Annotated in this window: 22 protein-coding genes; 6 read left to right on the top strand and 16 right to left on the bottom strand. The window is 63.2% G+C overall.

Annotated elements, in window-relative coordinates; translation table 11 throughout:
- Positions 1-149: 149 nt before the first annotated feature.
- Complete coding sequence (locus tag KG722_RS10425; protein WP_213271725.1) at positions 150-1028, bottom strand: SMP-30/gluconolactonase/LRE family protein; 879 nt, start codon at positions 1026-1028, stop codon at positions 150-152.
- Between the two features lie 36 nt (positions 1029-1064).
- Positions 1065-1937: a 2-dehydro-3-deoxygalactonokinase gene (locus KG722_RS10420; protein WP_213271724.1), complete on the bottom strand. Its 873-nt coding sequence runs from the start codon at positions 1935-1937 to the stop codon at positions 1065-1067.
- Positions 1938-2092: 155 nt separating this feature from the next.
- Here KG722_RS10420 and mazG point away from each other — a divergent pair, with 155 nt between their 5' ends.
- A complete protein-coding gene (gene mazG / locus KG722_RS10415) occupies positions 2093-2920 on the top strand; it encodes a nucleoside triphosphate pyrophosphohydrolase (RefSeq protein WP_213271723.1) in 828 nt (275 codons plus the stop codon).
- 9 nt (positions 2921-2929) lie between these two features.
- Here mazG and hflX read toward each other — a convergent pair whose 3' ends face one another.
- The 9 genes from hflX to KG722_RS10370 form a co-directional block, all read right to left on the bottom strand.
- The gene (hflX, locus tag KG722_RS10410) at positions 2930-4258 is read right to left on the bottom strand and encodes a GTPase HflX (RefSeq protein WP_213271722.1); all 1329 of its coding nucleotides are present in this window, start codon (positions 4256-4258) and stop codon (positions 2930-2932) included.
- A gap of 7 nt (positions 4259-4265) precedes the next feature.
- Positions 4266-4514 carry an RNA chaperone Hfq gene (gene hfq, locus KG722_RS10405; RefSeq protein WP_011647005.1) on the bottom strand — a complete coding sequence of 83 codons (249 nt, stop codon included), beginning with the start codon at positions 4512-4514 and terminating at the stop codon, positions 4266-4268.
- A 77-nt stretch (positions 4515-4591) separates the two neighbouring features.
- Entirely contained in the window at positions 4592-5998 is a 1407-nt protein-coding gene (locus KG722_RS10400; RefSeq protein ID WP_213271721.1) for a potassium transporter TrkG, read from the bottom strand.
- A gap of 3 nt (positions 5999-6001) precedes the next feature.
- Positions 6002-7375, bottom strand: coding sequence for a Trk system potassium transporter TrkA (gene trkA, locus KG722_RS10395; protein WP_213271720.1), 1374 nt, complete (start codon positions 7373-7375; stop codon positions 6002-6004).
- Positions 7376-7399: 24 nt separating this feature from the next.
- Complete coding sequence (locus KG722_RS10390) at positions 7400-8785, bottom strand: sigma-54 dependent transcriptional regulator (protein WP_213271719.1); 1386 nt, start codon at positions 8783-8785, stop codon at positions 7400-7402.
- A 13-nt stretch (positions 8786-8798) separates the two neighbouring features.
- The gene (locus KG722_RS10385; protein ID WP_213271718.1) at positions 8799-11075 is read right to left on the bottom strand and encodes an ATP-binding protein; all 2277 of its coding nucleotides are present in this window, start codon (positions 11073-11075) and stop codon (positions 8799-8801) included.
- Positions 11076-11181: 106 nt separating this feature from the next.
- Positions 11182-12555, bottom strand: coding sequence for a sigma-54 dependent transcriptional regulator (locus KG722_RS10380; RefSeq protein ID WP_213271717.1), 1374 nt, complete (start codon positions 12553-12555; stop codon positions 11182-11184).
- 7 nt (positions 12556-12562) lie between these two features.
- Complete coding sequence (locus KG722_RS10375; protein WP_213271716.1) at positions 12563-13621, bottom strand: ATP-binding protein; 1059 nt, start codon at positions 13619-13621, stop codon at positions 12563-12565.
- Positions 13618-14613: a tRNA-dihydrouridine synthase gene (locus KG722_RS10370; RefSeq protein ID WP_300998418.1), complete on the bottom strand. Its 996-nt coding sequence runs from the start codon at positions 14611-14613 to the stop codon at positions 13618-13620. Before KG722_RS10370 ends, KG722_RS10375 begins: the two co-directional genes overlap by 4 nt.
- Before the next feature lie 120 nt (positions 14614-14733).
- Here KG722_RS10370 and ispF point away from each other — a divergent pair, with 120 nt between their 5' ends.
- The 3 genes from ispF to KG722_RS10355 all read left to right on the top strand — a co-directional run bounded on the left by ispF (position 14734) and on the right by KG722_RS10355 (position 17256).
- Positions 14734-15867: a 2-C-methyl-D-erythritol 2,4-cyclodiphosphate synthase gene (gene ispF / locus KG722_RS10365; protein WP_213271714.1), complete on the top strand. Its 1134-nt coding sequence runs from the start codon at positions 14734-14736 to the stop codon at positions 15865-15867.
- Between the two features lie 90 nt (positions 15868-15957).
- Complete coding sequence (locus KG722_RS10360; protein WP_213271713.1) at positions 15958-16743, top strand: enoyl-CoA hydratase-related protein; 786 nt, start codon at positions 15958-15960, stop codon at positions 16741-16743.
- Positions 16744-16764: 21 nt separating this feature from the next.
- Entirely contained in the window at positions 16765-17256 is a 492-nt protein-coding gene (locus tag KG722_RS10355; RefSeq protein ID WP_300998417.1) for a CinA family protein, read from the top strand.
- Positions 17257-17387: 131 nt separating this feature from the next.
- Here the strand turns inward: KG722_RS10355 and KG722_RS10350 are convergent, their stop codons facing one another.
- Positions 17388-17849 (bottom strand): type II toxin-antitoxin system RatA family toxin, encoded by a 462-nt coding sequence (locus KG722_RS10350; protein WP_213271712.1) that lies wholly within the window; start codon positions 17847-17849, stop codon positions 17388-17390.
- A 3-nt stretch (positions 17850-17852) separates the two neighbouring features.
- Complete coding sequence (gene lipA, locus KG722_RS10345) at positions 17853-18824, bottom strand: lipoyl synthase (protein ID WP_213271711.1); 972 nt, start codon at positions 18822-18824, stop codon at positions 17853-17855.
- Between the two features lie 176 nt (positions 18825-19000).
- Between lipA and KG722_RS10340 the strand changes: the two genes are divergently transcribed.
- Positions 19001-20587 carry an AMP-binding protein gene (locus KG722_RS10340; RefSeq protein ID WP_213271710.1) on the top strand — a complete coding sequence of 529 codons (1587 nt, stop codon included), beginning with the start codon at positions 19001-19003 and terminating at the stop codon, positions 20585-20587.
- Here KG722_RS10340 and KG722_RS10335 read toward each other — a convergent pair.
- Complete coding sequence (locus KG722_RS10335) at positions 20584-21426, bottom strand: alpha/beta fold hydrolase (protein WP_213271709.1); 843 nt, start codon at positions 21424-21426, stop codon at positions 20584-20586. The genes KG722_RS10340 and KG722_RS10335 overlap by 4 nt on opposite strands.
- 22 nt (positions 21427-21448) lie before the next feature.
- Positions 21449-23137: an alpha/beta fold hydrolase gene (locus tag KG722_RS10330; RefSeq protein ID WP_213271708.1), complete on the bottom strand. Its 1689-nt coding sequence runs from the start codon at positions 23135-23137 to the stop codon at positions 21449-21451.
- A 158-nt stretch (positions 23138-23295) separates the two neighbouring features.
- Between KG722_RS10330 and KG722_RS10325 the strand changes: the two genes are divergently transcribed.
- Entirely contained in the window at positions 23296-23928 is a 633-nt protein-coding gene (locus KG722_RS10325) for a TetR/AcrR family transcriptional regulator (protein ID WP_213271707.1), read from the top strand.
- A 64-nt stretch (positions 23929-23992) separates the two neighbouring features.
- Here the strand turns inward: KG722_RS10325 and KG722_RS10320 are convergent, their stop codons facing one another.
- Positions 23993-24814, bottom strand: a complete 822-nt coding sequence (locus KG722_RS10320) for a phasin family protein (protein ID WP_213271706.1) — start codon at positions 24812-24814, stop codon at positions 23993-23995.
- Between the last annotated feature and the right edge of the window lie 37 nt (positions 24815-24851).

Genomic DNA, 24851 nt, shown 5'->3' with positions numbered 1-24851 from the left:
ACTCACTTGAAAGGCGGGCGATTAGCCCTTTTGGGCGCCCGCGTCCACGGCAAATATGCATCCGGCCCCGGTCTGGCGCCTATGCTTGCTGTGGATGTGCGATGAGTTGCCTCCGGAAACAAGCCCCGCCCTGCCCTTCCTGTTCACGATCAGGTCTGACCAAAGGCGCGAGGGGGCAAGCCGGGCACATCAACCTCGACCGCAAAGAGGCTGCCAGACAGGGGCCGCGCGTCGAGCTGCGGGAAGCTGAGACCCGTCCGCGCTGTCGTGATGAACAGGGTGCGCATGTCCTGACCACCGATAGCGCAGCCTGTCGGCAGCGGGGCAGCAAGGATGATCGTCTTGTCCAGGGACCCATCTGGAGTGAAGCGGGCTATGCGGGAAGCCCCATGCAGGCAGACCCAGAGCCCCCCCTCGCTGTCCACCGTCGACCCGTAAGGCAAGCCGCCCAGATCATGGGTGGACGCAAAGGTCCGGCGCCCCGAAAGAGCGCCCGTTTGAACATCAACATCAAAGGCGAGAATTTCCGCCTCGGCCGTGTCGCAGGTGTAAAACGTGCGTCCATCCGGCGAAAACTGAAGGGTCTTGGTCATCAGCACGGAGGGCAGCCGGAGCTGGGTCACGGATTTGTCTGCATCGTAACGGTAATAGACCCCGCTGGGGTCACGTTCTGCCTCATCCATGGTGCCGAACCAGAATGAGCCGTCCGGCGCGATGCCGCCGTCGCTGGTGCGGTTCGTGGGCGGCTCATCCTGCAGGGTGCAGAGGCGCTCATACGCCTCGTTCGCCGGATCGAAGAACCCTATCTCGCGGTCAGCCGCCATAAGGAGATGCCCGCCATAGAGCGCGAGGCTGCTGGCCTTCACCGGCAGGTCATAGCGGCGGGTGTTGCCGGTTTTGGGATTGTACCGGTGCAGCTTGGCGCGGCGCATATCCACCCACCAGAGGAAGCCCTCACTGGGGCTCCAGAGGGGCGCCTCGCCCTGCAGACAGCCGGTGGGCGCAACGCATTCGGGTGACAGGATCATGGCGGCGGCACCATCGCTATGGCTGGAACGGGCGACTTAGTCCTCACCGAGCAGGCCTGCAAGATCGGCGAGTTCAAACAACCCGTCCTGAAGGGCTTCGGTGGCGGAAATTTCATCAACTTCAACGCCCAGGGCATCAAAGGCGAGGCCGTAGGCTTCGCGCAGCGGGCCATCAGCCACGAGCAGCACCTCATCGCCGGGATCGTAATGGGCCGCCACATCGGCGCCGATCAGCAATCCGGCGATCGCCGCCGCCTTGCTGGCAGGGTCCAGCTGGCCGGTATAAATGGCCGCTTCCACCGAGAATACGGGCGGGGCGTCGTCGGTATCGAGGGCGCGCTCGACCCATTCGCGGAAGACGCGGGGATCAAAGGTCTGGGCGGGGCCGTCCTTGAGGGAGAGCGCCCCGGCCGAGAGCAGAAGATCGCGGAGTTCGGAGGTGATTTCGGTGGACAGGCTGAGGATACGGCCATGTTCGAGGTCGTAATGGCGGGTGTGGCGGCCGGCGATGCAGACGGAGGCGTGATCTTCGCCCAGTCCTGCCAGGATTGCTTCCGATCCGCAGGAGATGTCAGGCGGGGAGAGCTGGCGTATCCACGGTACAATCCAGATGCCATCGCGGGCCATAAGGTGACCGGGAAGCACCACAAGCGGGACTGGAATGGCCAGATTGGTGACAGATTGGGACAGAATACCCACATCCCCGGACACAATGACCGGCACGTCCGGCCAGCTGCCCAGCCACTCGCTGACATGGAACCGGATGCGGGAGAGATACTCCGAAGGGGCAACCCGCTCAGGTTCGTGCAGGACGGTGGACGAGAGAATTTCTCCCGCCTCATCATAGGCCCAGGCCGAAAGCCGGGAGCCGGACCAGTCCAGGCCAATCAGCGCGAGGCTGTCTTTCATCTCAATTGCTTCCTGATGGCCGGGGCTTGTGATCTCACTGCTCCGGTTTGGGCCAGTGATGCGGAAGGCGCAAGCAGCAAGATGCCCTATTGCTCTTGCCGGAGAGGCGAAGGAGCCTAAACACGAGGCCAAGACAGAAGACGGAGCCGCGCCGAATGTCCTCCCCCCCGACCAATCCCACCGAGGCGGCAGAGGCCCTGCTGACCCTGATCGGCATCATGGCGCGCCTTCGCACGCCGGTGACGGGCTGTCCCTGGGATCTGGAGCAGACCTTCGAGACGATTGCCCCCTACACGATCGAAGAATCCTATGAAGTAGCCGACGCGATCGAGCGCGGCGACATGGGGGATCTGCGCGAGGAGCTGGGCGACCTTCTGTTCCAGGTGATCTTTCACAGCCGGATGGCCGAGGAGGCCGGCGAGTTTGCACTCGTGGATGTCGTGAACGCGATCAACGCCAAGATGATTCGCCGCCACCCGCATGTGTTCGAGGCCGCCGACGGGCGCGATGCAGGCGGCCAGACCCTCGCCTGGGAAGAGATGAAAGCGGCCGAACGCGCCGCCAGGGGCCGGAAGGCGGAAGACACCAGCGCGCTTTCCGGAGTGGCGCTGTCCCTGCCGGCCCTGCTGCGGGCCGAGAAGCTGCAGAAGCGGGCGGCGCGGACGGGTTTTGACTGGACCGAAGCGTCGCACATCTTCGACAAGCTGGAAGAAGAGACCGCCGAGGTGAAAGAGGCGATGGCGAGCAGGGACGCCGACGCGATCGAAGACGAGATCGGCGACCTTCTTTTTGTTGCGGCCAATCTGGCGCGGCGGCTCGCGGTCGATCCCGAGCAGGCGCTGCGGCGGGCGAACGCAAAGTTCGAGCGACGGTTCCGGGCGATGGAAGCGGCGGCAACAGACGCGGGCGTCGACTTCACGGCGCTGAGCCTGGATGAGCAGGAAGCCTACTGGCAGGCTGTCAAGAAGGGGGAGCGAGGGTAAAAGCCCCTCCTACCCCAGAGAGACAGACGCCGCGAGCTCCGGAAATTCCGCGCGGAACTGGCCGAGGCGTTCAGAGGACACCCGGACCGCAAGTGTGGTCGCCCCATCTTCGTTCTGGGTTTCGGTGAGCACTTCGCCGTTCTGGTGCAGCCAGGCGCGGGCCTTGCCCTCTGCCGGTCCAAGCAACAGGGTGATTTCCGTCCGTCCCCGGAGGAGAGATTTTTCGATCAATGCCAGGAGGGCGCCAAGGCCCGCGCCTGTCAGCGCAGAAACGGCCGCGGCAGGAGGATCATCCGTCATGGCGGCGAGCGCCGTGAGCGAGCCGGCGCGTTCCGGAGGGAGCGCGTCCATCTTGTTCCAGGCTTCGATCATCGGCGGCAGCGCCAGACCGGACTCTTTCTCCAGACGCTCCAGCACCAGGGCGACATCTTCCGCCTGCTCCATATCCGAAGCGCTCGCGCGATCGCGGACATGGATGAGAAGGTCTGCCTGCAGCGACTCTTCAAGCGTGGCCTGAAAGCTGTCGATCAGGTGAGTGGGCAGGTCGGTGATGAAACCGACCGTGTCGATGAGCGCGGCTTCGCCCAGCGTTGGCAGGTCGAGCCGCCGGATGGTCGGGTCCAGCGTGGCGAAGGGCATGTCCTTGGCGAACACATCCGAGCCGGTGAGGCGGTTGAAGAGAGTGGACTTGCCGGAGTTGGTATAGCCGACAAGCGCAATGACGGGCTTGCCGGAGCGGCGGCGCCCTGCCCTCTGCACTTCGCGCGTGCGTTTCACGTCATCTAGATCACGGCGCAGACGGACGATCCTGTCGTCCAGCATCCGGCGGTCTGCTTCCAGCTGGCTTTCGCCGGGACCAGAGAGGAAGCCGCCGCCCCCGCGCTGGCGCTCAAGATGGGTCCATGTGCGCACGAGGCGGGAGCGTTCATAGAGGAGGCGCGCCAGTTCGACCTGCAGGCGCCCCTCTTTGGTGCGGGCGCGCAGACCGAAGATTTCGAGGATAAGCCCTGTGCGGTCGATCACCTTAACCCCGAGGCGCTTTTCGAGGTTTCGCTGCTGGACCGGCGTCAGCGAGGCATCGATCACAGCAAGGGTGGCGTTGGTTTGGGTGATGTCTTCCGCCATCCTGTCGAGCAGACCGCCCGACAGGAGGAAGGAGGAATTCACCTGACGGACATGATCGGGACGAATAAAGCCAAGCTCGCAGCCAAGAGCCTCGACGAGACCGGCGGTTTCAGACAAACGATCCGGACCCGGCCGGTCTTTCGGCGTGAACCACGGGATGACGACGCCGGCGATTTCCGGCGCGGGGAGGCGGTCAATCAGTTTTTCGGTCAATTCAGGATCAGTCTCCGCCCATTTCCTCATCGAAGAGCTGGACGGGCGCGCTCGGCGCAATGGTCGAGATCGCGTGCTTGTACACCAATTGCGGTGGACGCCCGTCGCCACGAAGCAGGATACAGAAATTGTCAAACCAGGTGACAACACCCTGAAGTTTTACACCATTGACGAGGAAGACGGTGAGCGGCGTGCGCGACTTGCGGACGGCATTGAGGAATGTGTCCTGGAGGTTCTGCTTCTTATCGGCGGACATCTTTTTTTCTTTCTTGTTTTGTTATTTATCCTGCGCAGCTAAGAGCTTTGCTTACCCTGCGCAAGGGTGTTCCCCCTTTACCCCCGCCAGAAGCTCAGGGAAAGGGCCGGAAGCACGGTCAGAATTTCAACCCTGCCCAAAACCATGGCAATACTAAGCAGTATCTGGCCCGCCGGACCCAGATTGTCCGTAGCCTGCCCGATCAGCCCGCCGGAACTGGTCAGCGCCCCGATCGAAAGGCGAATCGATTCCTCGAACGGAACCTCCAGGAAAGCCAGCACCGTGATCACCGAGAATACCGCCCCGGCATAGACGATGAAGTAAACCCAGACGCCGATGACGCTGCGCTCGTCCAGTTCCCGGTCGCGGAATGTGAAACTCAGGATCGAGCGGCGATAGCCAAGCTGTCGGAACTCTTGCCCGGCACGCTGGCCCAGCACGATGAAGCGGGCGATCTTGATGCCCCCGGCTGCCGACAGCGCCGAGCCGCCAATCAGCGCCGGCAGCACGGCAAGGGTGAGCGGAATTTCCGCGTCGCGGGCGGCGGCCGAGAGGGGGATGCCGGAGGTCGAGAGGCTGGTGAGCGACCAGGCGAGGCCCGCATCCAGGGAAATGCCCAGGGGGATCAATGCGGCGGCAAAGATCAGCATCAGCACGAAGAAGACGACCGTTTCAGGATCCGTGACGGCCGTTTTAACCGCGCCGATACGCAGCGGCAACCAGACGGCCAGCCCCAGCGCGCCGATGCCGAGGCCAAACGCCATGATCACACTGGCGACCGGATTGGGCGGCAGGACGCTTTCTGCATCCGGCAGGACAAGCCCGGTGGAAACGACGCTGACAGCATCTGCGAGGGCGCGCACCGGGGGCACGCCCGCCATCAGCAGGAGGATCAGGATGAAACTGATCGTGATGCCGAGCATCATGCCGACCCCGGTGTAGATGCGGGCCATCGCGTCGAAATAGCTTGTGTCTGGAACGGTGAAGAGGACCGTGCGGTGGATGCCCGGGCCACCGAGATTAATCGCCGCGAAGACACCAGCCGCCATCACGACAGCGGCGAAGGTGCCCAGAAGATGCAACAGCCCGCGCCAGTAGAGCAGGCTGACAGGCCAGGACCTGTCCGGGAATTCAAGGATGGAATGGCCGGTTGTCGTGAGGCAGGAGGCAGCCTCAAAGAGCGCGACGGCGATAGAATTGTTGGCCACTCCGAACACGAACGGCAGGGCGGCGGCCACCGGGGAGAGGAACCACCAGAGCAGGACGACAGCCAGCGCGTCTGACGGGCGCGCGCGGCGGGACGGTTTGGGCGCGAGCAGCAGCACGCTCGAGGCGAAGACTGCAATGCCGAGGGCGGCAGCGCCGAAGGAGATGATCTGCGGAGTTTCCCCAAGCGCCCAGGCAAGCAGCGCAGCCGACGCCGCGCATCCTGCCAGGATGAGCATCAGCAGGGCCAGAACACGGACGACCGACGAATAGTTCATGGATCAGAAATAGTCCGGGTTCACCCGGAAGAATTTCTCTACACTGCGCACCATCTCCGCCTCATAGAACAGGATGAGATGATCTTCCGGGCGCACCGTGACGTCATCATCGGCCATGATCACCTGATTGCCGCGAATGACGGCGGCGGCTGTCATGCCTTCGGGCAGGTCGTCATAGCCGAGCGGCTTGCCGATGAGGGAGGAGGTTTCCAGTGTCACCCCTTCGGCCACTTCGGCCATGCCGTCTTCCAGGGACTGGAGATTGAGGATGCGGCCCCGGCGCATGCGCATCAGGATCTGCGACACGGTGAGCGCGCGCGGATCAAGCACTGTGTCGACGCGCATGTCGGAGGCGAGGCCGGCGAGTTCGGGCGAGTTGATGAGGGCGAGCGCGCGCTTGGCGCCGGCGCGTTTGGCAAGGTTGCTGATCAGGAGGTTGGCCTTGTCATCATCGGTGATGGCGATGACGAAGTCTGCCCGGTCAACACCGCCTTCAGCGAGGATTTCGGGATTGAGGCCATCCCCCTGAATGACGATGGAGCGTTTGACTTCGGAGACGGCCTTGTTGGCGCGCTCGGCATTGCGCTCGATCAGGCGGACGCGGATATGGCTTTCCCGTTCCAGCATCTTGGCGACGTGCAGGCCTACATTCCCTCCGCCGACGATGACGACGTGATCGAGGCGGCTCTGCTCGGTACTGAAGATCGAGGTGAGGCGGCTGGCATGGGCATCCAGCACGGCGACATAGGCGCGGTCACCGGACTTGAGGACATCCTTGCCACGCGGGGCATGGATCGCGTCGCCCCGGCCGATGCCGATAATGCGGGCAGAAAGGTCCGGGAACAGACCTTTCATCTGGTCAACGGCAACATCGATCAGAGGATTGTCGGCGCGCAGCTCGAAGCCGAGCAGCTTGACCTGCCCGCCAGCGAAATTGGCGCTCATGATCGTGCCCGGGGTGCGAAAGCGCTGGAGGATGGCGTCGCCGACCTCGGCTTCCGGCGAGATGACCATGTCGATGGGCAGGCCTTCGCGGGAGAAGATATTTTTCCAGGCAGGCTCGAGATAAGAGCGGTCGCGCACACGGGCAATCTTGAAGGGCACCGAGAACAGCGTATGAGCGATCTGGCAGATCACCATGTTGATTTCATCGAAATGGGTGACCGCTATGATCATCTCGCAATCGCCGGCCCGGGCGCGCTTGAGCACATCGGGATGGGCCGCGTGACCGATGATGCCGCGTACGTCGAGATCGATCGAGACCTGGTCTACAAGGTCTGCGCTCTCATCAATGATGGTAATCTCGTGCTTTTCTCGCGCAAGGCGGCGGGCAATCCCCTGCCCCACGCGCCCGGCGCCGCAGATCAGAACGTGCATATCTTCATGCCTTCAGCGTCTGGCTCAGGTATCGTTACGAACGCCCGTGGATATCCCCAAAGCCTTTAATTTTCGGTGCAGTGCAGAGCGCTCCATACCGATGAACTCGGCCGTGCGCGAGATGTTTCCGTTAAAACGGGTGATCTGGAGGCTAAGATATTCGCGCTCGAACTGCTCGCGCGCGTCGCGCAGGGAAAGGCCGACAAGCTCGGCAGAGCCCGCTTTGGCCGCCGGCGAGGGGCCTCGGCCCTGATCGCGGGGCAGTTCATCGACGCTGATCGGACGGGTCGCATCGGCGGGTGACAGGATCAGGATCCGCTCGACCATGTTGCGGAGCTGGCGGATATTGCCAGGCCATTCCATCGACTGAAGCACGGCAAGGGCTTCGGTGGTGAAGCTGCGATGGGTGAGGCCGGAGGTCTCGGCGATGCGCTCACAGAAATAATTGGCAAGTTCCACGATATCGTCCCGGCGCTCGGACAGGGACGGCACGCGCAGCGGCACGACACTGAGGCGATAGTAAAGGTCTTCGCGGAAGTTGCCGGACTCAATCTCGGCTTTCAGGTCTTTCGTCGTCGCCGCCATCACGCGCACATCGACGCTGACATCAGAGCGCCCGCCGACGCGCTGGAACCGCTGCTCGGTCAGGACGCGGAGGATCTTGTTTTGCGTGCCGATGGGCATGTCGGCGACTTCATCGAGCAGCAGCGTGCCGGTATGAGCGCGCTCGAACAGGCCGACGCGCACGGTGCGGCCGGTCTGGTCTTCCTCGCCGAAGAGGGCATTTTCCATCTGGTCGGGCGCGATGCTGGCGGCGTTGACCACCACGAAGGGGCCATCTGCGCGGCCGGAATTCTTGTGGATGAGACGCGCGGCGAGTTCCTTGCCGACACCGGCCGGGCCGGAAATCAGGACGCGCGAATTGGTTGGTGCGACCTTGTCGAGCGAGGCGCGCAGAGCAGCGGCGGCCTGGCTGTTGCCGATCCAGCGCTCTTCATCGCCCGTGCGGTTCCTCAGCGCAGCGTTCTCATAGCGCAGGGCCGCCGCCTCGATGGCACGCTCCACGACCAGCATAAGGCGGTCGGCCTTGATCGGCTTTTCGATGAAGTCGAACGCGCCGCGCCGGATGGCGGCGATGGCGGTTTCGATATTGCCGTGCCCGCTGATCACAATGACCGGCAGGATCGGGTCGATCGATTTGAGGTATTTGAGCAGGGAGAGACCGTCCATGCCGCTGCCCTGCAGCCACACGTCGAGGATCACCAGGCGCGGCGTGCGCGAGCGGACTTCTTCCAGCGCGCGTTCAGCCGTGTCAGCTGTGCGCACGGCATAGCCTTCGTCGCCAAGGACGCCAGCCATCAGTTCACGGATATCCGGCTCATCATCAACGACAAGGATGTCGAGCGCCATCGGGTACTCTCCTCTACAAACTCAGGGGATAGGGCGCGCGGCCATCGCCGGCGCCCTCTTCTATGGACATGTGGTCAGACTGCATGGCCAGCGCACCGTTTTCCGGCAGCAGGACGCGCACGCGCGCGCCCCGAAGCCCGTCCAGCCGGTTCTGCAGGGAAATGGAGCCGCCATGATCCACAATGATGCGGTTCACGATGGCAAGGCCGAGGCCGGTGCCTTTTTCTCGCGTGGTTACATATGGTTCCAGAAGACGGTTTCGCACTTCGGCCGGGAAGCCGGGGCCATTGTCCTCGATGACGATCTCCAGCCCGCGCGAATCCCTTTGCAGGAAGATGCGAATATGGCCGGACACGTCATTTTCGATCGGCTGGCCTTCGATGGCTTCAGCCGCGTTCTTAAGGAGGTTTCCGAAAGCCTGGCCCAGCAGCCGGTCATCGCCGAGGAAGGGCGCCGTTTCGAGCCCCGTTTCCATCGCAATGTCGATGTCCGGCGAGACGACGCTCTGTGAAAAGATCGCCTCCTGCAGCAGCTCGCGCATGTCGAAGGGCGCAACGCTGGGCTTGGGCATGCGGGCGAAGGAGGAAAATTCCTCGACCATGCGGGCAATGTCGTCGACCTTGCGCAGGATGGTTTCGATACAGCGGTCGAACACGCCGTCCGGATCGTCGATCTTCGGGCCATAGCGGCGCTTGAGACGTTCCGTGGACAGCATGATAGGCGTCAGCGGATTTCGGATTTCATGAGCGATACGGCGGGCCACATCGCGCCAGGCGAGCTGGCGCTGGGCGTTGACGAGGCGGGTGGTGTCGTCAAACGTGATGACGCAGCCACCGCCCGGGCCAAGCGCCGTCTTGAGCCGGATATTGCGGGTTTCTCCGCCGATGCTGAGGTCGAGCGTTGCGTCTACCGGCGCGTCCCGCTCGATCGTGTCGCGCACGAACCGCTCGAACTCGGGCACCACCTGCGACAGCGGCTTGCCTTCCTCAATGCCTGACAGACCCAGCAGTTCTGCGGCCGAACGGTTGGCCAGGCTGATCAGGCCGTCCGGGCCGATCCGCATGACGCCGGCGCCGAGCTCTGCCAGAAGGGTCTCGACGAAACGGCGGCGGTCTTCCTCATCGTTCCGGGCACGGATCAGGGCTTCGCGCTGGCTCGAGAGCTGCTCGGTCATCGCGTTGAACGAGTGGCCGAGGGCATGCAACTCGTCGACCGGGCCGGTGACGGGCACGCGGACGCTGAGATCACCGTCCCGCACAGTATGCGCGGCCGCAGCCAGGCGCCCGATCGGGCCAGTCACACGGCCAGCAGCCTCAAGGCCGAGACGGCCCGCCAGCAGGAGAACCAGACCGGCGATCTGGGCATAGCCGATGACGAAGATGATCTGCAGCCGGCCGCCGCTGCGCTTTGCGGCGTAGTATTCTTCGAGCGCGGCTTCGGCTTCGCGCAATGAGCGCGCCGCGTTCCGGTCAAAGACCTTCACCGCATAGATATAGCCGTCCGTGGGCGCGGTGATCCGGATGAGGGCGGTGGCGAGGCCGCGGCTCTCATAAAGCGTTGTGGCCACGGCGCCTTCATCAGCTTCCAGATATGCCGATTTGGGCGGCAAAAGAAGGATCGGGTCCTGAACGCTGGCCTCGGCGATGAGATCTACCCCATCCGCTCCGAGAAGCGCGATGGTGAGGAATTCCCGGCTGGCGAGTTCCGTGCGCAGGCCATCGAAGAAGGCGGTTGAGGCGTAGTCATAGATCGCACCGTCGCCCTCCTCCGTTGCCGGCGCTGTGGCGAGGCTCTCGTCCACCTGGCGGGCAAAGGTCTCCACATCCATGGCGGCGAGCCGCATGTCGGAATCAAAGGTGGCCTGGAAGTTCTCGACATAGGTGCGGAAGATTTCCGCATTCTGCTCCATCAGGTGGTCGACCCGCTCACCGAGCCACCGGTCGAGGCCGCGCGTGATGAAGGTGCCCATGAAGACGGCAACCACCATGGCCGGGATCAGCGCCGAGAAGCCGAACAGGAGGACGAACCGGCGGGCGAGCTTGCCGCTGCCATCTTCCTTGCCGACGCGGATCTGGAGATATTCGCGCGTCACAATGACGGCGAGCACGATCAGCAGGATGAAGTTGAGACCAAGCAGCCAGGGCGTTGCACCGGCGGTCGGATCATCCGGCACGACGCCGGCAATGGCGATAAAGGTGGCAAACACCGCGACAAGGGCCGCGATGATGAAGAGACCTTCAAAGAGGGCCCAGCTCGCCTTGTAGGCTTGGGAGTTTGTTGCCGTCGACACTCAGTTCCGATTCTGCTGGCCCCCAGCCCCGTTGCAAACAGGACACATGTTAAGTGTCCCGGCCGCAACAGTGGTGCACTAAAACCACAGATCGGCGGATCGTCAATCAGTCTTCTGCAATGCCAAGGGCGTTGATCTTGGCCCGCAACGTATTGCGGTTCATGCCCAGCAGCTGAGCGGCGCGCACCTTGTTGCCAGAGGTGACCGACAGGGCGAGGCGGATCAGCGGGCGCTCGACCCGGTTAACCACGGATTCGTGGACATTCGAGCCCTCGCCTTCACCGCCCGAGACGAGATCACCCATCACATAGCGGTGCAGGAGGGCCTCGATCTCGGCCTCAAAGCCAAGGCTTGCCCCGGTCTGTTCGGCGACACCCATCCGCATCTCGCGCTCGACATCCATCACGGTGATGACCGAATCAGAGCTCAGAACGGCGAGGCGCAGGACAAGGTTTTCAAGCTCGCGCACGTTGCCCGGCCAGTCATAGGCCGCCATCAGGTCGAGCGCGGACTTGTCGAAGGTGCGGGCCGCCAGCCCCTGGCGCTGGGCGCGGATAAGGAAGGCGCGGGCAAGCTCGGGGATGTCTTCCTTGCGCTGACGCAGCGGCGGAATGGAGAGGCGCATCACGTTCAGGCGGTAGTAGAGGTCTTCCCGGAATTTGCCGTCTTCCACGAGGCGGCCGAGATTGCGCCGGGTGGAGGCGATGAGGCGGGCGCCGCCCGGTTCGCGCAGCAGTTTCACAAGCTGAGCCTGGGCTTCGGCGGGCAGGTCGCCGATTTCATCCAGATACAGCGTGCCGCCCTTCAGATGGACGGCGCCGCCATTGCCGTCCGAGCCAAAGAGTTCGCGGTTTATTTCGGCGGGCGGCATGGCGGCGAGGTCGAGGGCGATGAACTGGCCGCGCTTGGACTGGCCGAGCTGGTGGATGGCGCGCGCGGCGAGTTCCTTGCCAGTGCCGCTTTCCCCTTCGATCAGGACGGTGAGGTCGGTGTTCATCACCTTGGCGATGAGGCGGTAGACTTCCTGCATCGTGTCGGAGCGGCCGATCAGCGGCAGGCCGGCATCGGCAACGGCTTTCTGGGCATCAGGATGGATCGATCGCTCCGGCGCAGGGACCGATTTGAGCGCGCGGCGCACCAGGCTGGAAAGGACGTCGATGTCGAACGGCTTGGGCAGGTAGTCGAAGGCGCCATGCTCTGCGGCGGAAGCGGCGGTGAGGATGGTGTTCTGACCGCTCATGACGATGAAGGGCAGGTCTGGCCGCGCGAGCTTCATGGACGGCAGAAGATCGAAGATCGACGTGTCGCCCAGATAGACGTCGGTGACGACGACATCGCCCTCGCCGTTGCGCACCCAGCGCTGGAGCGCGTCAGGCGAGCTGGTGGCGCGGACTTCATAACCGGCGGACACCAGCGTCTGGTTCACGACGAGCCGTATGCTGGCATCGTCTTCTGCGAGGAGTACGGTCTTGTCGGCCATTGAGATTTCAAGCCTCCGAAAGCGGCAACAGGATGGTGAAACGGGTTGCTCCGGGCTGGCTGTCCACACGGATTTGCCCGCCATGAGCGTTGATGACTTCACTGACGATGGAGAGGCCAAGGCCCCGCCCGCCGGATTTGGTGGACTGGAACACATCGAAGATCGTGGCCTGGTGCTCGCGCGGGATGCCCTGGCCATTGTCCTCGATGGAGATCAGCATCGCGCGGCGCAGGCCCGAGCCGAGGCGCGCCTGGCGCATGGCGAGACCGGCAGCATAGGCCGTGCGGATGACGACCTCACCTTTGCGGCCCCCATCAGAGGCGGCTTCGGCCGCATTGCGGACGATGTTCTGGAAGGCCTGCTGGAGATGGTCGGGATCGCCCATCATGTCTGGCAGCGAGGGGTCAAAGTCGCGGCGATACTCCACGCGGGCGCCCATGGCGGCGCGCTCCGAGGCAATCACCTTGTCGAGCAGGGCATGCACGTTGCAGGCCTGCATGCGCGGGGCGGAGAACAGCTCAAAGGCGGAGAGACGGTTGACCAGACGCTCGATGCGGCGGGCCTCGTCCTTGATGATGTCGAGGAGTTCGCTCTGGCCGGCATGGGCCTGGCGCTCGAGCAGCTGGGCGGCGCCGATGATGCCGGCGAGCGGGTTCTTCACCTCATGGCCGAGGATACGCCCGAACCCGGCAGCCCCGGCGACGCCTTCCCCGGAATCGCGCGAGGGCGCTTCGGCCAGGGCGAGGATGAAATTGCCGCCCTCGACCGTACGGATGCGGACATCGCAGATGGTGCGCACCTGCATCGAGGGACCGGCGACCGGGGTGGACGGGGCGGTGATCTCGGCGGGGTCGCGCTCGGCCCGGTCGATCAGCTCGAACAGGATGGAGTCGTGAAACACCACTTCGCTGAGCGGCCGGCCGACGAGCGCGCGACGCGACAGCTTGAACATGTCCTCGACCGCGGGGTTCACATTCGCGATGCGGCGGCGCTGGTCGATATGCAGCAGCGCGATGGGGGAAAGATCGGCAAGGCCTGAGGGCTTCTGGCCGGTCAACGTACTCATTTGACTTCTGCCCTTTCCAGCACCTTTCCGAGATAAACCTCGCGCAGCGCGGCAATCAGTTCGCCGGCGTCGCCGACCCGGCAGAGATCAGCGCGCAGCTGCCGGCGCCCGGACGCAGGCAGATCGATTTCAAGCTTGTCGATGGCGGCGGAGACATGCTTGCGCACCATCTTCAGGCCGAGGCCGGGGCCATAAAGACCAGCGGCATCGGAAATCTGCTCGCAGAGGCTGGCGAGCTGTTCCCTGAGGCCCGGCTTGCGCCAGGCCCGGCCTTCAAGCAGGGCGGCCACTTCGCCGATGAGCCAGGGACGGCCCATCGCGGCGCGGCCGAGCATGACACCCTGGGCGCCGCTCTGGGCGAGGGCTTCGCGGGCCGAGGCCACACAGGTGATGTCGCCATTGACGATGACGGGCAGGCTGACCGCCTCGACCGTGGCGCGGACGGCGGCCCAGTCGGCGGCGCCGGTGTAGAACTGGCAGCGCGTGCGGCCGTGGACGGTGAGCATCTGGATGCCCTTCGCCTCCGCCATCCGGGCAAGGTCGGGAGCATTGAGATTGGCATCATCCCAGCCGAGGCGCATTTTCAGGGTGACCGGCCGTTTGCCGGCGCCCTGGAGGGCCGCATCAATGATCTCGCCTGCCAGCGGCAGGTCGCGCATCAGGGCGGAGCCGGACTGGCCACCGGTGACCTGTTTGGAGGGGCAGCCCATATTGATGTCAATGACATCAACGCCCGCTTCAGCCATTAGGACGGCGCCGGCGAACATGTCTTCAGGGCGGCGGGCGGCAAGCTGGACGATCCAGTGGCCCTGCCCTTCATGCCGGCAGGTGCGGCGGACGACATCCGGGCGGGCCTGGGCGAGGGTTTCTCCGGCGACCATTTCCGACACCACGGCCGGGGCGCCGAAATGCACCGCCTGCCGCCGCATGGGGGCGTCGGTTGCGCCGGACATGGGCGCGAGCCAGACCCGAGGTGCCTTAAAATTGGTCATATACTTATGTTTCCCACTTTTCATTTTTTCGCAAGCGCACAATTCGAGGGCAAATATTTCCCTATTTCGAGACGTTTCGTGGAGTAGCCAGCCGCCCACGGGTCGCTTACAAGCCGGTTCATGACCGAGACAGTCGCCATAATCGTTGCCGGAGGCCGGGGCCAGCGGGCAGGCGCAGAGCGCCCGAAACAGTGGCAAATGCTACTGGGGAAACGGGTGATCGACTGGTCGATCGAGGCGTTTGTCCACCATCCGCAAGTCTCGCAGCTTGTGATCGTGGCCGGGGCGGACCTCGGCCCGCTGCCGGAGAGCTCAAAGATTCTTCAGGCAAAACCAGGCAATACGCGCACGCTGTCTGTGCTCAGCGGGCTGGCGGCGGCGACCGTCTCCGAAGACGCCATTGTCCTTATCCATGACGCAGCCCGGCCCGGGATTGATGCGGCGACGATCTCCAGCCTGATTGCGCGCCTGCAGGACCCATCGGTGTCAGGGGCGGCCCCCGCGATGCCAGTTGCGGACGCCCTGAAGTCCAATACAGGACAAAACTGGACAAATATGGACAGGACCGGCCTCGTCCGGGTCCAGACACCGCAAGCCTTCCGGCTGGGCGAGATCCGCGCCGCGCTTTCTGCGGCCGGACCCGACCTCGTCGATGACCTGACCGCCATCGAGGCCGCCGGCGGGAAGGTCGAGATGGTGTCCGGCTCGGCGCGGCTGACCAAGATCACCTATCCGGAGGATTTCGACATGCTGGCCCGCCTCCTCTCCCCGACCGGCGCCCCGCGCATCGGCAAGGGTTATGACGTGCATGAGTTCGAGGCGGGAACGCACGTGACCCTGTGCGGTGTGGCTATCCCGCATATCGCCAGGCTGAAAGGCCATTCGGACGCTGATGCGGCCTGGCATGCGCTGACTGATGCGATCCTCGGCGCGGTGGCGCTGGGGGACATCGGCGACCACTTTCCGCCGTCTGACCCGCAATGGAAGGGCGCCGATAGCGGCCTCTTTCTCAAAGAGGCCCAGAGGCTCGCCGAGGCAAAGGGGTATGTGATAGCCAATTGCGACATCACGGTGATCTGTGAGGCGCCCAAGGTGAAGCCCCACCGCGAGGCGATGCGGGCGCGCACGGCAGAACTTCTCGGGCTTCCTCTGGATGCCGTCAGCGTGAAGGCAACGACGACCGAGGGGCTGGGCTTTACAGGTCGGCGCGAGGGAATTGCGGCGGAGGCAGTGGCGCTGTTGATGCCGGTCTGAAGCCCCCGCCCTGCCCTTACCTTGCGGCATTATTTTCAATGCGCCGCCTTCATGAGAGCTTCCCCGGCAAAAGAAGACCGGGAGGAAGACATGGACGATATTCTTATCACCGAGAAACGCGGGCATGTGACCGTGCTGACGCTGAACCGGCCGGAGGCGATGAATTCGCTCGATTATGAGCTCTATGACGCGCTGGAAGACGCAGTGCGCAGCTCGGATGCGCGGGCGATTGTGATTACCGGATCGGGCACGCGGGCGTTCTGCGCCGGGGATGACGTAAAGAAGATCCTCTCCAAGGGCGCGCCGGTGACGCCGGAGCGGGCGGCTAAGGCGAAGAATACCGGCGGGCTGACGCCGGCCGCCGACGCCCTTCTGTATACAGATATTCCGGTCATTGCAGCGATCAATGGCTTTGCGCTCGGCTGGGGCGCGGAGCTGGCGATCATGGCGGATATACGGGTGATGTCGGAGACAGCGAAGATCGGCGAGATTTTCGTGACGCGGGGGCTCTGCTGTGACGCGCCGGGGCTGGGGCGGCTGGCCCAGCTTGTGGGCCGGGAGAAGGCGAGCGAGCTCTTGTTTACCGGCGACGTGATTGATGCGCCGGAGGCGAAGGCGATTGGCCTGGTGGGCCGGGTGGTGGCGCCGGGTGATCTGATGCCGACGGCACTGGCACTGGCGGAGAAGATCGCGGCGAACCCGCCCCAGGCAGTCAAGTCGCTGAAGGCCGGCCTGCGCCGCACGCTGGACCCCGACTGGCGGGACACGGGCAAATGGGCGATCACCGAAATCCGCCGCCTGATGCAGACGGCGGACGCAAAGGAAAGCGCCGCCGCCTTCATCGAGAAGCGAAAACCGGTCTTCACGGGCAACTGATCGGGCGTTAAGGCTAGGCCCATGTTTCCAGATCGCCTTCGTAACCTCGCCATGCTGGTGCTCGATGACGCCGAGCGCGCCCGCCTGAAGATCGTCACTGCAGAAAGCTGCACCGGGGGGCTCGTTGCCGCGCTGCTGACCGATATTGCCGGGTCCTCCTCCGTGTTCGAGCGGGGCTTTGTGACCTATTCCAACAAGGCCAAGGAGGAGATGCTGGGCGTGCCCGGCGATGTTCTGGCCGATTTCGGAGCCGTCTCCGAGCCGGTGGCGCGGATGATGGCCGAAGGGGCAATGTCCAACAGCCGGGCGAATATTTCCGTGGCGATCACGGGCGTGGCGGGGCCCGGTGGCGGAACACGGATGAAACCGGTAGGTACCGTCCACATTGCCTGCGCGCGGGAGAACCGGGCGATCATTCACGAGATGCTGCAGTTGGGCGACATCGGCCGCGAAGGCATTCGCATGGCAGCGGTCGAGACGGCGCTGAATTTGATTCAGGCGCAGACCCGGTAGGCTTATTGCGGTTAAGGCAACCCGCTCTCCCACGGGCTTGGCCTCCCTCACGGGTAAGGCGCTCTCATGGCTGCCGACCCCTGCAATCTAACTGGTCAGGCAAAAGATGACCTACAAGGGTTTGGGAGGAATTACGCTTGGGGCGTGGAATAGCGCCGCCGGGCTTCTTCCAGGAAGGCGCTCAGAATGCGGTCTACGGCCAGATCGTGATTGGCGGCGGCAAGGAAGCTGATGATGGGGTTGCGGAATTCGTAATTGATTTCAAGAGAGACATCCGAGGCGCCGTGGACGCTTTCGGTTATGCGCCATTCGGCGAAGAGCTTGCGGAAAGGCCCGCGCACGAGAGAGGCTGTAACGCGCCGGGCAGGCTCATCGGCGACGACGCGGGTGGTGAAGCGTTCGGTGAACCCCTTGAAGCCGACGACCGCTTCGCCGAGGCATTCAGTGACGCCGGGGCCGGCGGCGCGGACATCCGACACACGCAGGGCGGTGATCCATTTTATGAAATCGGGATAGCGGGCGATATCCGAGACCAGCGCAAAGCATTGCGGCGGCCCGTAAGGCACACGGAGGGTCTTGGTGAAACGGGGCATACCCTACGCTTTGCGGGCAGCGAGATAGGCATCGCGCGCGGCGCGCAACTGGGCGAAGTCTTCGCCGGCATGGTGGCTGGAGCGCGTGAGCGGGCTGGCCGAGACCATCAGGAAGCCCTTGGCGCGGGCGATTTCTTCATAGGCCTTGAATTCTTCCGGCGTGACGAAGCGGTCAATCGCGGCGTGTTTGCGGGTCGGCTGCAGATATTGGCCGATGGTGAGGAAGTCGACGCCAGCAGAGCGCATGTCGTCCATGACCTGCATCACCTCTTCCTTGGTTTCGCCGAGGCCGACCATCAGGCCGGACTTGGTGAACTGGCCGGGGTCGCGGTCCTTCACCTTCTGCAGCAGGCGGAGGGAATGGAAATAGCGCGCGCCGGGGCGGATGGTGAGATAGAGCCGCGGGACGGTTTCCAGATTGTGGTTGAACACATCCGGCCTGGCATCGATGACGCGGTTTTCCCAGCCATCCTTGCGCAGGAAATCAGGCGTCAGGATCTCGATGGTGGTGCCCGGTGAGCGCGCGCGGATGGCGTTGATGGTGTTGACGAAATGCATGGCGCCGCCGTCTTCCAGATCGTCGCGGTCAACGGACGTGATCACGACATGGGAGAGGCCCATTTCGGCGACAGCCTCTGCCACGCGGGCAGGCTCGTCTTCTTCCACGCCGGGCCTGGGCTTGCCGGTGGCGACGTTGCAGAAGGAGCAGGCGCGGGTACATATTTCGCCCAGGATCATCATCGTGGCGTGTTTCTTGTCCCAGCACTCGCCGATATTGGGGCAGCCGGCCTCTTCGCAGACGGTGACGAGGCCCTTCGACTTCACGATATTGCGGGTCTCGTTATAGCCCTGCGAGGTGGGCGCCTTGACGCGGATCCAGTCCGGCTTGCGCAGGACGGGCGTGTCAGGCCGCGCCTGTTTTTCGGGGTGGCGCGGGCGCGGGGCGCCGGAACGGGTGTCGATGAGATTGGCCATGAGAAGGAAATGGACCTTTCCTACGATTCCATCAAGCGCCGGCGGCTGCAGATGACCCATGCAGGAGGCGATACCGCGCGCCCTGCCATACTGGCAATATCTGTTGCAGATATGACGCAACATGACAGAATATTACAAAAATCGGCCAGAGCCGGAATGATTCAGGGCGGAAACCTATGCAGCAATCCATCCAGCCACTGGTGCCCGCACCGCTTGTCTACAAGCCGCAGCGCACCCGTACGGACCTTTTCTCCGCGCTTATTCGCGCCTCGCGCGAATTTGGCGCCGGAAAGACCATTATCGTCGACGGCGACGAGCGGGAGCTTTCCTACAAGGAGATCATCCGGGCCGCTTTCGGGCTCGGCTCAGCGCTGAAAAAAGGCACCAAACGGGGCGAGGCCGTCGCCATCATGCTGCCGACCGGGGCCGGGGCGGTGATCGCGTTTTATGCCGTAAGCGCGTTCGGACGCGTGCCGGCAATGCTGAATTTCACCGCCGGATCGAAGAACCTGAAGGCGGCATTGAAGGCCTCAAAAGTGAAGCGTATCGTCACGGCGCACAAATTCGTGGAGTTGGGCGGGCTGGAGACACTGATCGCAGACCTCTCAAAGGTTGCCGAGATTATCTACCTGGAGGATGTGCGCGAGGGATTGTCGCTGGGCAACAAGCTGACGGCGGTCGCCGGGACGATCCTGCCCGGGCTGGTGGCGGCAGGGCCCAGCCACAACAAGCCCGCCGTGATCCTGTTCACCTCCGGCACAGAGGGCGACCCCAAGGGCGTTGTGCTGAGCCATGAGAATGTGATGGCGAATGTCGAGCAGGTGCGGGCGCATATCGGGCTTGGTCCGGATACGGATGTATTGTTCAACCCGCTGCCGACATTCCACTGCTTTGGCCTGACGGTGGGCGCGGTGTTGCCACTGGTGGCGGGGATCAAGGTATTGTTCCACCCTTCCCCGCTGCAGCCGAAGGAAATCGTGCGGCGGATCAGGGAGAGCAAAGCCTCCATCCTGCTGGCGACCGATACGTTCATTTCCCAGTATGCCCGCACCGCGAGCGACGGAGACATGGACTCCATACGTCTCGCCGTGTGCGGAGCCGAGCGCGTCAAGGACGAGACGCGCGGTTATGTGCGGCGTAAGTTCAATATCGAAATCCTGGAAGGCTATGGCGTGACCGAAAGCTCACCGGTGGCCGCCGCAAACAAGTGGGAAGACAACCGTCCGGGAACGGTTGGCGTGCTGATGGCGGATATCGAGGCGCGGCTGGTGCCTGTGGAGGGCATTCCCGATGGCGGGCGCCTTCACATCCGGGGCCCCAACGTGATGATGGGCTATGTGCGCGCGTCCAATCCCGGTGTTATCGAGCGGCTGATCGACGGGTGGCATGACACCGGCGACATTGTGAACATCGACGAGGACGGGTTCATTCGCATACTGGGCCGGGTGAAGCGGTTTGCGAAGATCGGCGGGGAGATGGTGTCGCTGGCGGTGGTTGAGAACTGCGCGGCAGCGGTGTGGCCCGACAACATGCATGCGGCCGTGACCCTGCCCGACCCGAAGAAAGGCGAGCAGGTGATCCTGCTCACCGATGCACCCGACGCAAAGCGTGAACCGATCCTCGCCTGGGCCCAGAGCCATGGCGTTCCGGAAATATCGGTGCCGCGGCGGGTGTTCCGCGTGGCGGCTATCCCGGTGCTCGGCACCGGCAAGGTTGATTATGGCGCAGTGCGGATCGAGGCCGAAAGGCTGATGAACGACTAGGCGGCGTTCCTCAGAGCGGCTTCGGTCTCCTCATCCATGAATTCGCGGATCAGGGCGCCGGTTTCTTCCGAACGGGTGACCAGGAAGAGGTGGCCGCCGCCTTCGATAACTTTCAGTCGCGAGTCCGGCAGGGCAAAGTTCAGGATGTGGCCGTTGGCCAGCGGGACGATGGAGTCTGCGTCACCCATGATGACAAGTGCCGGCATCCTCAGGAAACGGATGAACGGCAGGCTCGACCAGCCCGCAAAGGCGAGGATCTGGTAGAGGTAGCCTTTGGGGTCTGGCGGCATGAGATTGTCGATATGTCCACCAGCGGACTCGTCGGCCGCATCACCATAGAGCTTGGCGAAGTTTTCGCGCATGAATTCGGGATCGGAATAGCGGCGTGTATCGACCATCTTTGACAGCGAGGCCGGGCGGCCGGGGATCATGGTGACGCCGGCGGTCGTGGCGCACAGAATGAGGCGTTTGACGCGGCTGCGATACTGGAAGGCAAACTGCTGGGCGAGCGCGCCGCCCCAGGAAACGCCCATCACGTCCATCTCGTCGATGCTGTAGCGGTCCACCAGCTTGCGAATCCAGCGGGCGAGCATCCAGTGGCGGTAGGGCCATTGAGTGACCGGGCTGCAGCCGACGCCGGGAACATCGAGGGTGAGTATCTCCCGGTCGGGAAACATGCCGCCGAGACCGGAAGCAAGCTCGAGATTGGCGCCGATGCCGTTGAAGAAGACAAGCGGGCGGCCTCCCGGCTGCCCGTCCACCGGCCAGTGGGCCACGCGCAGGACAACGCCGTCGACGTCTTCCATCGTGATGACAGGTTTGCGGGGGGAAGTTGGCATCAGCGTGTCTTTCAGTAAGGGCCTAGTCGTTGAAGACGTAGCGGCCCGGCGCTGCATAGATGGGGGGGAAGGCTTCGTTGCCAACCTCTTTAGGTGCAGCTTTCAGAGGGCCCGAGCGCGCCTTTAGCCACTGGCCCCAGAGCGGCCACCAGGAACCGGCCTGTTCTTCGGCATTTGCGGCCCATTCATCCGCCGACGGCTTGATTTCCTTGCCCCGGAAATACTTCGCCTTCGGATTTCCCGGTGGGTTGATCAGGGACTGGAGATGGCCGCTGGAGGAGAGGACGAACTCGATATTCTTCGAGCCGAGCAGCGCGGGCGTGCGATAGCAGGCCTTCCAGGGGGTGATGTGGTCTGTGACACCGGCAACCACGAAGGCGTCCGCCGTGACCTTGCTGAGGTCTGCCATATGACCGGCGACTTCGACCTTGCCCGGATTGTCGAAGGGCTGGTTGAGGGCCACGTCGAGATAATCGGAATGCAGCGCGGCGGGAAGATTGGTCGTGTCGTTGTTCCAGAAGAGAACGTCATAGGGCGGAGGATCTTCGCCCATCAGATAATTGTTGACGACATAGTTCCAGATAAGGTCGTTCGGTCGCATCCAGGCGAACATCCGGGCAAGATCATCGCCCTTCAGGATGCCGCGCGCCTTGGAATACTTCCGCGCGATTTCAAGGCTGCCATCGGAGACGATCTGACCGATGTCGCTGTCGTCGCGCTGGGGATTGAGGACGCAGACCATGAAGGTGAGCGAGTTGATGCGCTTGTCGCCGGCGGCGGCCAGCAGGCTGGCGAAAGTGGCCGTGGTGATGCCGCCAGAGCAGGCGCCCGAGACGTTGAGCCTCGGTGATTTGGTGATCTTGCGGACGACTTCGCTCGCCTGGATCAGGCTGTCGATATAGTCGACAAGGCCCCAGTCCTTGTGCTTTTTCGTCGGGTTGCGCCAGGAGATGACGAAGGTCTGCTGCTCCATCGCGAGGAGAAACTGGACCATCGACGTCATGGGGGTGAGATCCATGGCGTAGAATTTGTTGATCTGTGGTGGGATGATCAGGATCGGGGTCTTGTGGACCTTCTCGGTGAGCGGAGCATACTGGATCAGCTCCAGCATCTCATTCTTCCAGACTACCTGCCCTTTCGAGACGGCAAGGTTTTCCCCGACCTTGAAGGGCCGCTTGTCGACCTGGGCCGGGAGGCCGCCATTCTTCGTGAGGTCATCGTAAAGATTTTTCATGCCCTTGAGCAGGGAGAGACCACCAGAATCCACGACGCGCTTGGTGGCGGCCGGATTGCCCACGAGGGAATTGGTAGGGGCCAGGGCATCGGTAATCATGCCCATCACGAATTTTGCGCGGGCCTGTTCAAGCTCCCCCATCTGGATTTCGTTCACCCAGCTGTGAAGGTGTTCCTGGGTGGCGAGGTAGGCCTGCATGCCGCGCTTGTAGAATGGGTTGTGCTCCCAGGCGGGGTCCTTGAAGCGGCGGTCTTTCTTGTCGGCTTCCCGGGAGGACTTGCCAAGCAGGATCTGCGTGTTTTCGGAGGTGATCTTGCTGACGGTTTTTGCGGTCGTGACCGGGTTGGTCATGGTCGAGCGCAGCATCATGCCGACAGCGCCGAGCAGTTCCTGGCGGTTGAAACCGCCCAGTAGCGGGTTCAGCGCGGCAGTGTTTTCAGCGGCATTTCGCGCGATTTCGTCTTTTGGTGACGTCACGGTATCTTCTCCCCAAGGCTTCCGGTCTGTCACCGGGTTCCTGTCCCAGCCGCCGGTTTTAACCATGATCCCTTTCCATTCCTGAAAGAGAACACGGCAAAATTTATGACAAAATTCGTTTCACAGTCAGTATTCTCTGTCAAACAGCAGTTCCTGCCATGAAAACACGCGATCGTATCCTTCAGGTGAGCCTGCTTCTCTTCAATGAAGAGGGCGAGGCACAGCTGTCTTCTGTAGATGTGGCCAACGCGCTCGAGATAAGCCCGGGCAACCTCTATTATCACTTCAAGGGCAAGGATGCGATCATCCGGGCCCTCTATGACCGGTTTGAAGAGGAGATGCACATCATCCTGCGCGGCTCCAGCGGGGGCGTTGCCTCGATCGAGGACAACTGGGTCTACATCTATATCCTGCTGGAAGAGATATATGACTTCCGCTTCTTCTACCGGGACGTGGCCGGCCTTCTGGACCGGTATCCCGACCTTGCCGGGCGCTTCCGCGGATTGATTGCCGAAAAGCGCCAGACCATCCTTCGCATCCTCGATGACCTCACCCGGCTTGGCGTCATCGACATCGATCCGCGCCTGAAGCCTCCGCTTACGGACCAGGTCATCACCACGCTGACCTTCTGGCTGGCGGGGGATACGCTGTCCCGGGAAACCCATGACGGCCCCGCCCTGATCCACAATACCGTGTTCCAGGTGATGTGCCTCATCGTGCCCTATATGGGCGCGGGCGGCCCCGCCGCGCTAAGCGGCATGATCCGACATTTCAAGGAAGCAAAGTCCTGATCCGGACGTTTCGAGCAAGGCGGGACACCCTTCTGGCATCCCGCCTCATCTCGGATTTCGAGCTTTAGCTGGCGAGCTTCTTCGCCTGCTTGGCCCACTCGCCCTTCAGCACGCGGCCGCGGGCGCCGATCTCAGCGTCGAGCGCTTCGAGTTCGGCTTTCTTCATGGCGGCAATCTGCGCAAAGCGCGTGACGCCGGCAGCGTTGAGCTTTTTCGCCATCGCCGGGCCAACGCCGGTGATCTGCGTCAGGTCGTCAATGACCTCTGCTTCGATGGGCTCCATAGCGGCTTTGACGGCCTTGCTGGCGCGGGTGGCGACCCGCTTGGCAGTCTTGGCGACATCTGCGCCGGTTTCCGAAGCAACCGCTTCGATCTCGGCGGTGAGACGGGCGATGCGCTCCTTCAGGTGAAGGTCGCTGGCCTTGGTGCGGGCCTTGGCGGTGACGCTGGCGACTTCGTCTTCCAGCTTTTCAACGCGGCGCGCGAAGGCTTCGCGGGCCGTGCCGAAACCGTTGACGCCGAGCAGGTCGCGCATGCGCTCCATGCGGGCTTCAAACCGGGTCTGGGCTTTCGACTGGAACTCACGGGCAGATTCAACGGCCTTGGCGACATTGCCGGAGGCTTTGGTGAAGCTTTCATTGCCGGCGAGGCGGGCGCGAACGTCCTGTTCGATTTCGGCGCCGCGCTTGACGAGGTCTTCAAAGACATCTGCCGACTGTTTGTTCACGACGGTGGCACCAGCCAGCGCGCTGTCATAGGCTTTGCCATAGGCGCCTACGCCGGCGAGCCAGATCTTGTAGGCCATCTCGCTGGAGTGACTCTCGATTGCCTTGCCTGCAGCTTCAGCTTTGGCACGGGCGGCTGTTTTGGTGGTCTTCTTGGCCATGAATATCTCCCTGGCGGCTTGGTTCATGACGCCGGAT

It is taken from the genome of Hyphomonas sp. (assembly GCF_018402285.1).
GTDB lineage: Bacteria > Pseudomonadota > Alphaproteobacteria > Caulobacterales > Hyphomonadaceae > Hyphomonas.
The sequence above is the reverse complement of the archived record's forward strand: the minus strand, read 5'-3'. Positions and strand labels throughout refer to the sequence as shown.

Coding starts and splice junctions, on each gene's coding strand:
- KG722_RS10360 (WP_213271713.1), top strand. CDS start 15,958: ATGGACGATATTCTTATCACCGAGAAACGCGGGCATGTGACCGTGCTG.
- KG722_RS10355 (WP_300998417.1), top strand. CDS start 16,765: ATGTTTCCAGATCGCCTTCGTAACCTCGCCATGCTGGTGCTCGATGAC.
- KG722_RS10370 (WP_300998418.1), bottom strand. CDS start 14,613: ATGACCAATTTTAAGGCACCTCGGGTCTGGCTCGCGCCCATGTCCGGC.
- lipA (WP_213271711.1), bottom strand. CDS start 18,824: ATGGCCAATCTCATCGACACCCGTTCCGGCGCCCCGCGCCCGCGCCAC.
- KG722_RS10340 (WP_213271710.1), top strand. CDS start 19,001: ATGCAGCAATCCATCCAGCCACTGGTGCCCGCACCGCTTGTCTACAAG.
- KG722_RS10420 (WP_213271724.1), bottom strand. CDS start 1,937: ATGAAAGACAGCCTCGCGCTGATTGGCCTGGACTGGTCCGGCTCCCGG.
- KG722_RS10380 (WP_213271717.1), bottom strand. CDS start 12,555: ATGGCCGACAAGACCGTACTCCTCGCAGAAGACGATGCCAGCATACGG.
- KG722_RS10375 (WP_213271716.1), bottom strand. CDS start 13,621: ATGAGTACGTTGACCGGCCAGAAGCCCTCAGGCCTTGCCGATCTTTCC.
- KG722_RS10325 (WP_213271707.1), top strand. CDS start 23,296: ATGAAAACACGCGATCGTATCCTTCAGGTGAGCCTGCTTCTCTTCAAT.
- trkA (WP_213271720.1), bottom strand. CDS start 7,375: ATGCACGTTCTGATCTGCGGCGCCGGGCGCGTGGGGCAGGGGATTGCC.
- KG722_RS10320 (WP_213271706.1), bottom strand. CDS start 24,814: ATGGCCAAGAAGACCACCAAAACAGCCGCCCGTGCCAAAGCTGAAGCT.
- KG722_RS10335 (WP_213271709.1), bottom strand. CDS start 21,426: ATGCCAACTTCCCCCCGCAAACCTGTCATCACGATGGAAGACGTCGAC.
- KG722_RS10350 (WP_213271712.1), bottom strand. CDS start 17,849: ATGCCCCGTTTCACCAAGACCCTCCGTGTGCCTTACGGGCCGCCGCAA.
- KG722_RS10400 (WP_213271721.1), bottom strand. CDS start 5,998: ATGAACTATTCGTCGGTCGTCCGTGTTCTGGCCCTGCTGATGCTCATC.
- mazG (WP_213271723.1), top strand. CDS start 2,093: ATGTCCTCCCCCCCGACCAATCCCACCGAGGCGGCAGAGGCCCTGCTG.
- KG722_RS10390 (WP_213271719.1), bottom strand. CDS start 8,785: ATGGCGCTCGACATCCTTGTCGTTGATGATGAGCCGGATATCCGTGAA.
- hfq (WP_011647005.1), bottom strand. CDS start 4,514: ATGTCCGCCGATAAGAAGCAGAACCTCCAGGACACATTCCTCAATGCC.
- KG722_RS10425 (WP_213271725.1), bottom strand. CDS start 1,028: ATGATCCTGTCACCCGAATGCGTTGCGCCCACCGGCTGTCTGCAGGGC.
- ispF (WP_213271714.1), top strand. CDS start 14,734: ATGACCGAGACAGTCGCCATAATCGTTGCCGGAGGCCGGGGCCAGCGG.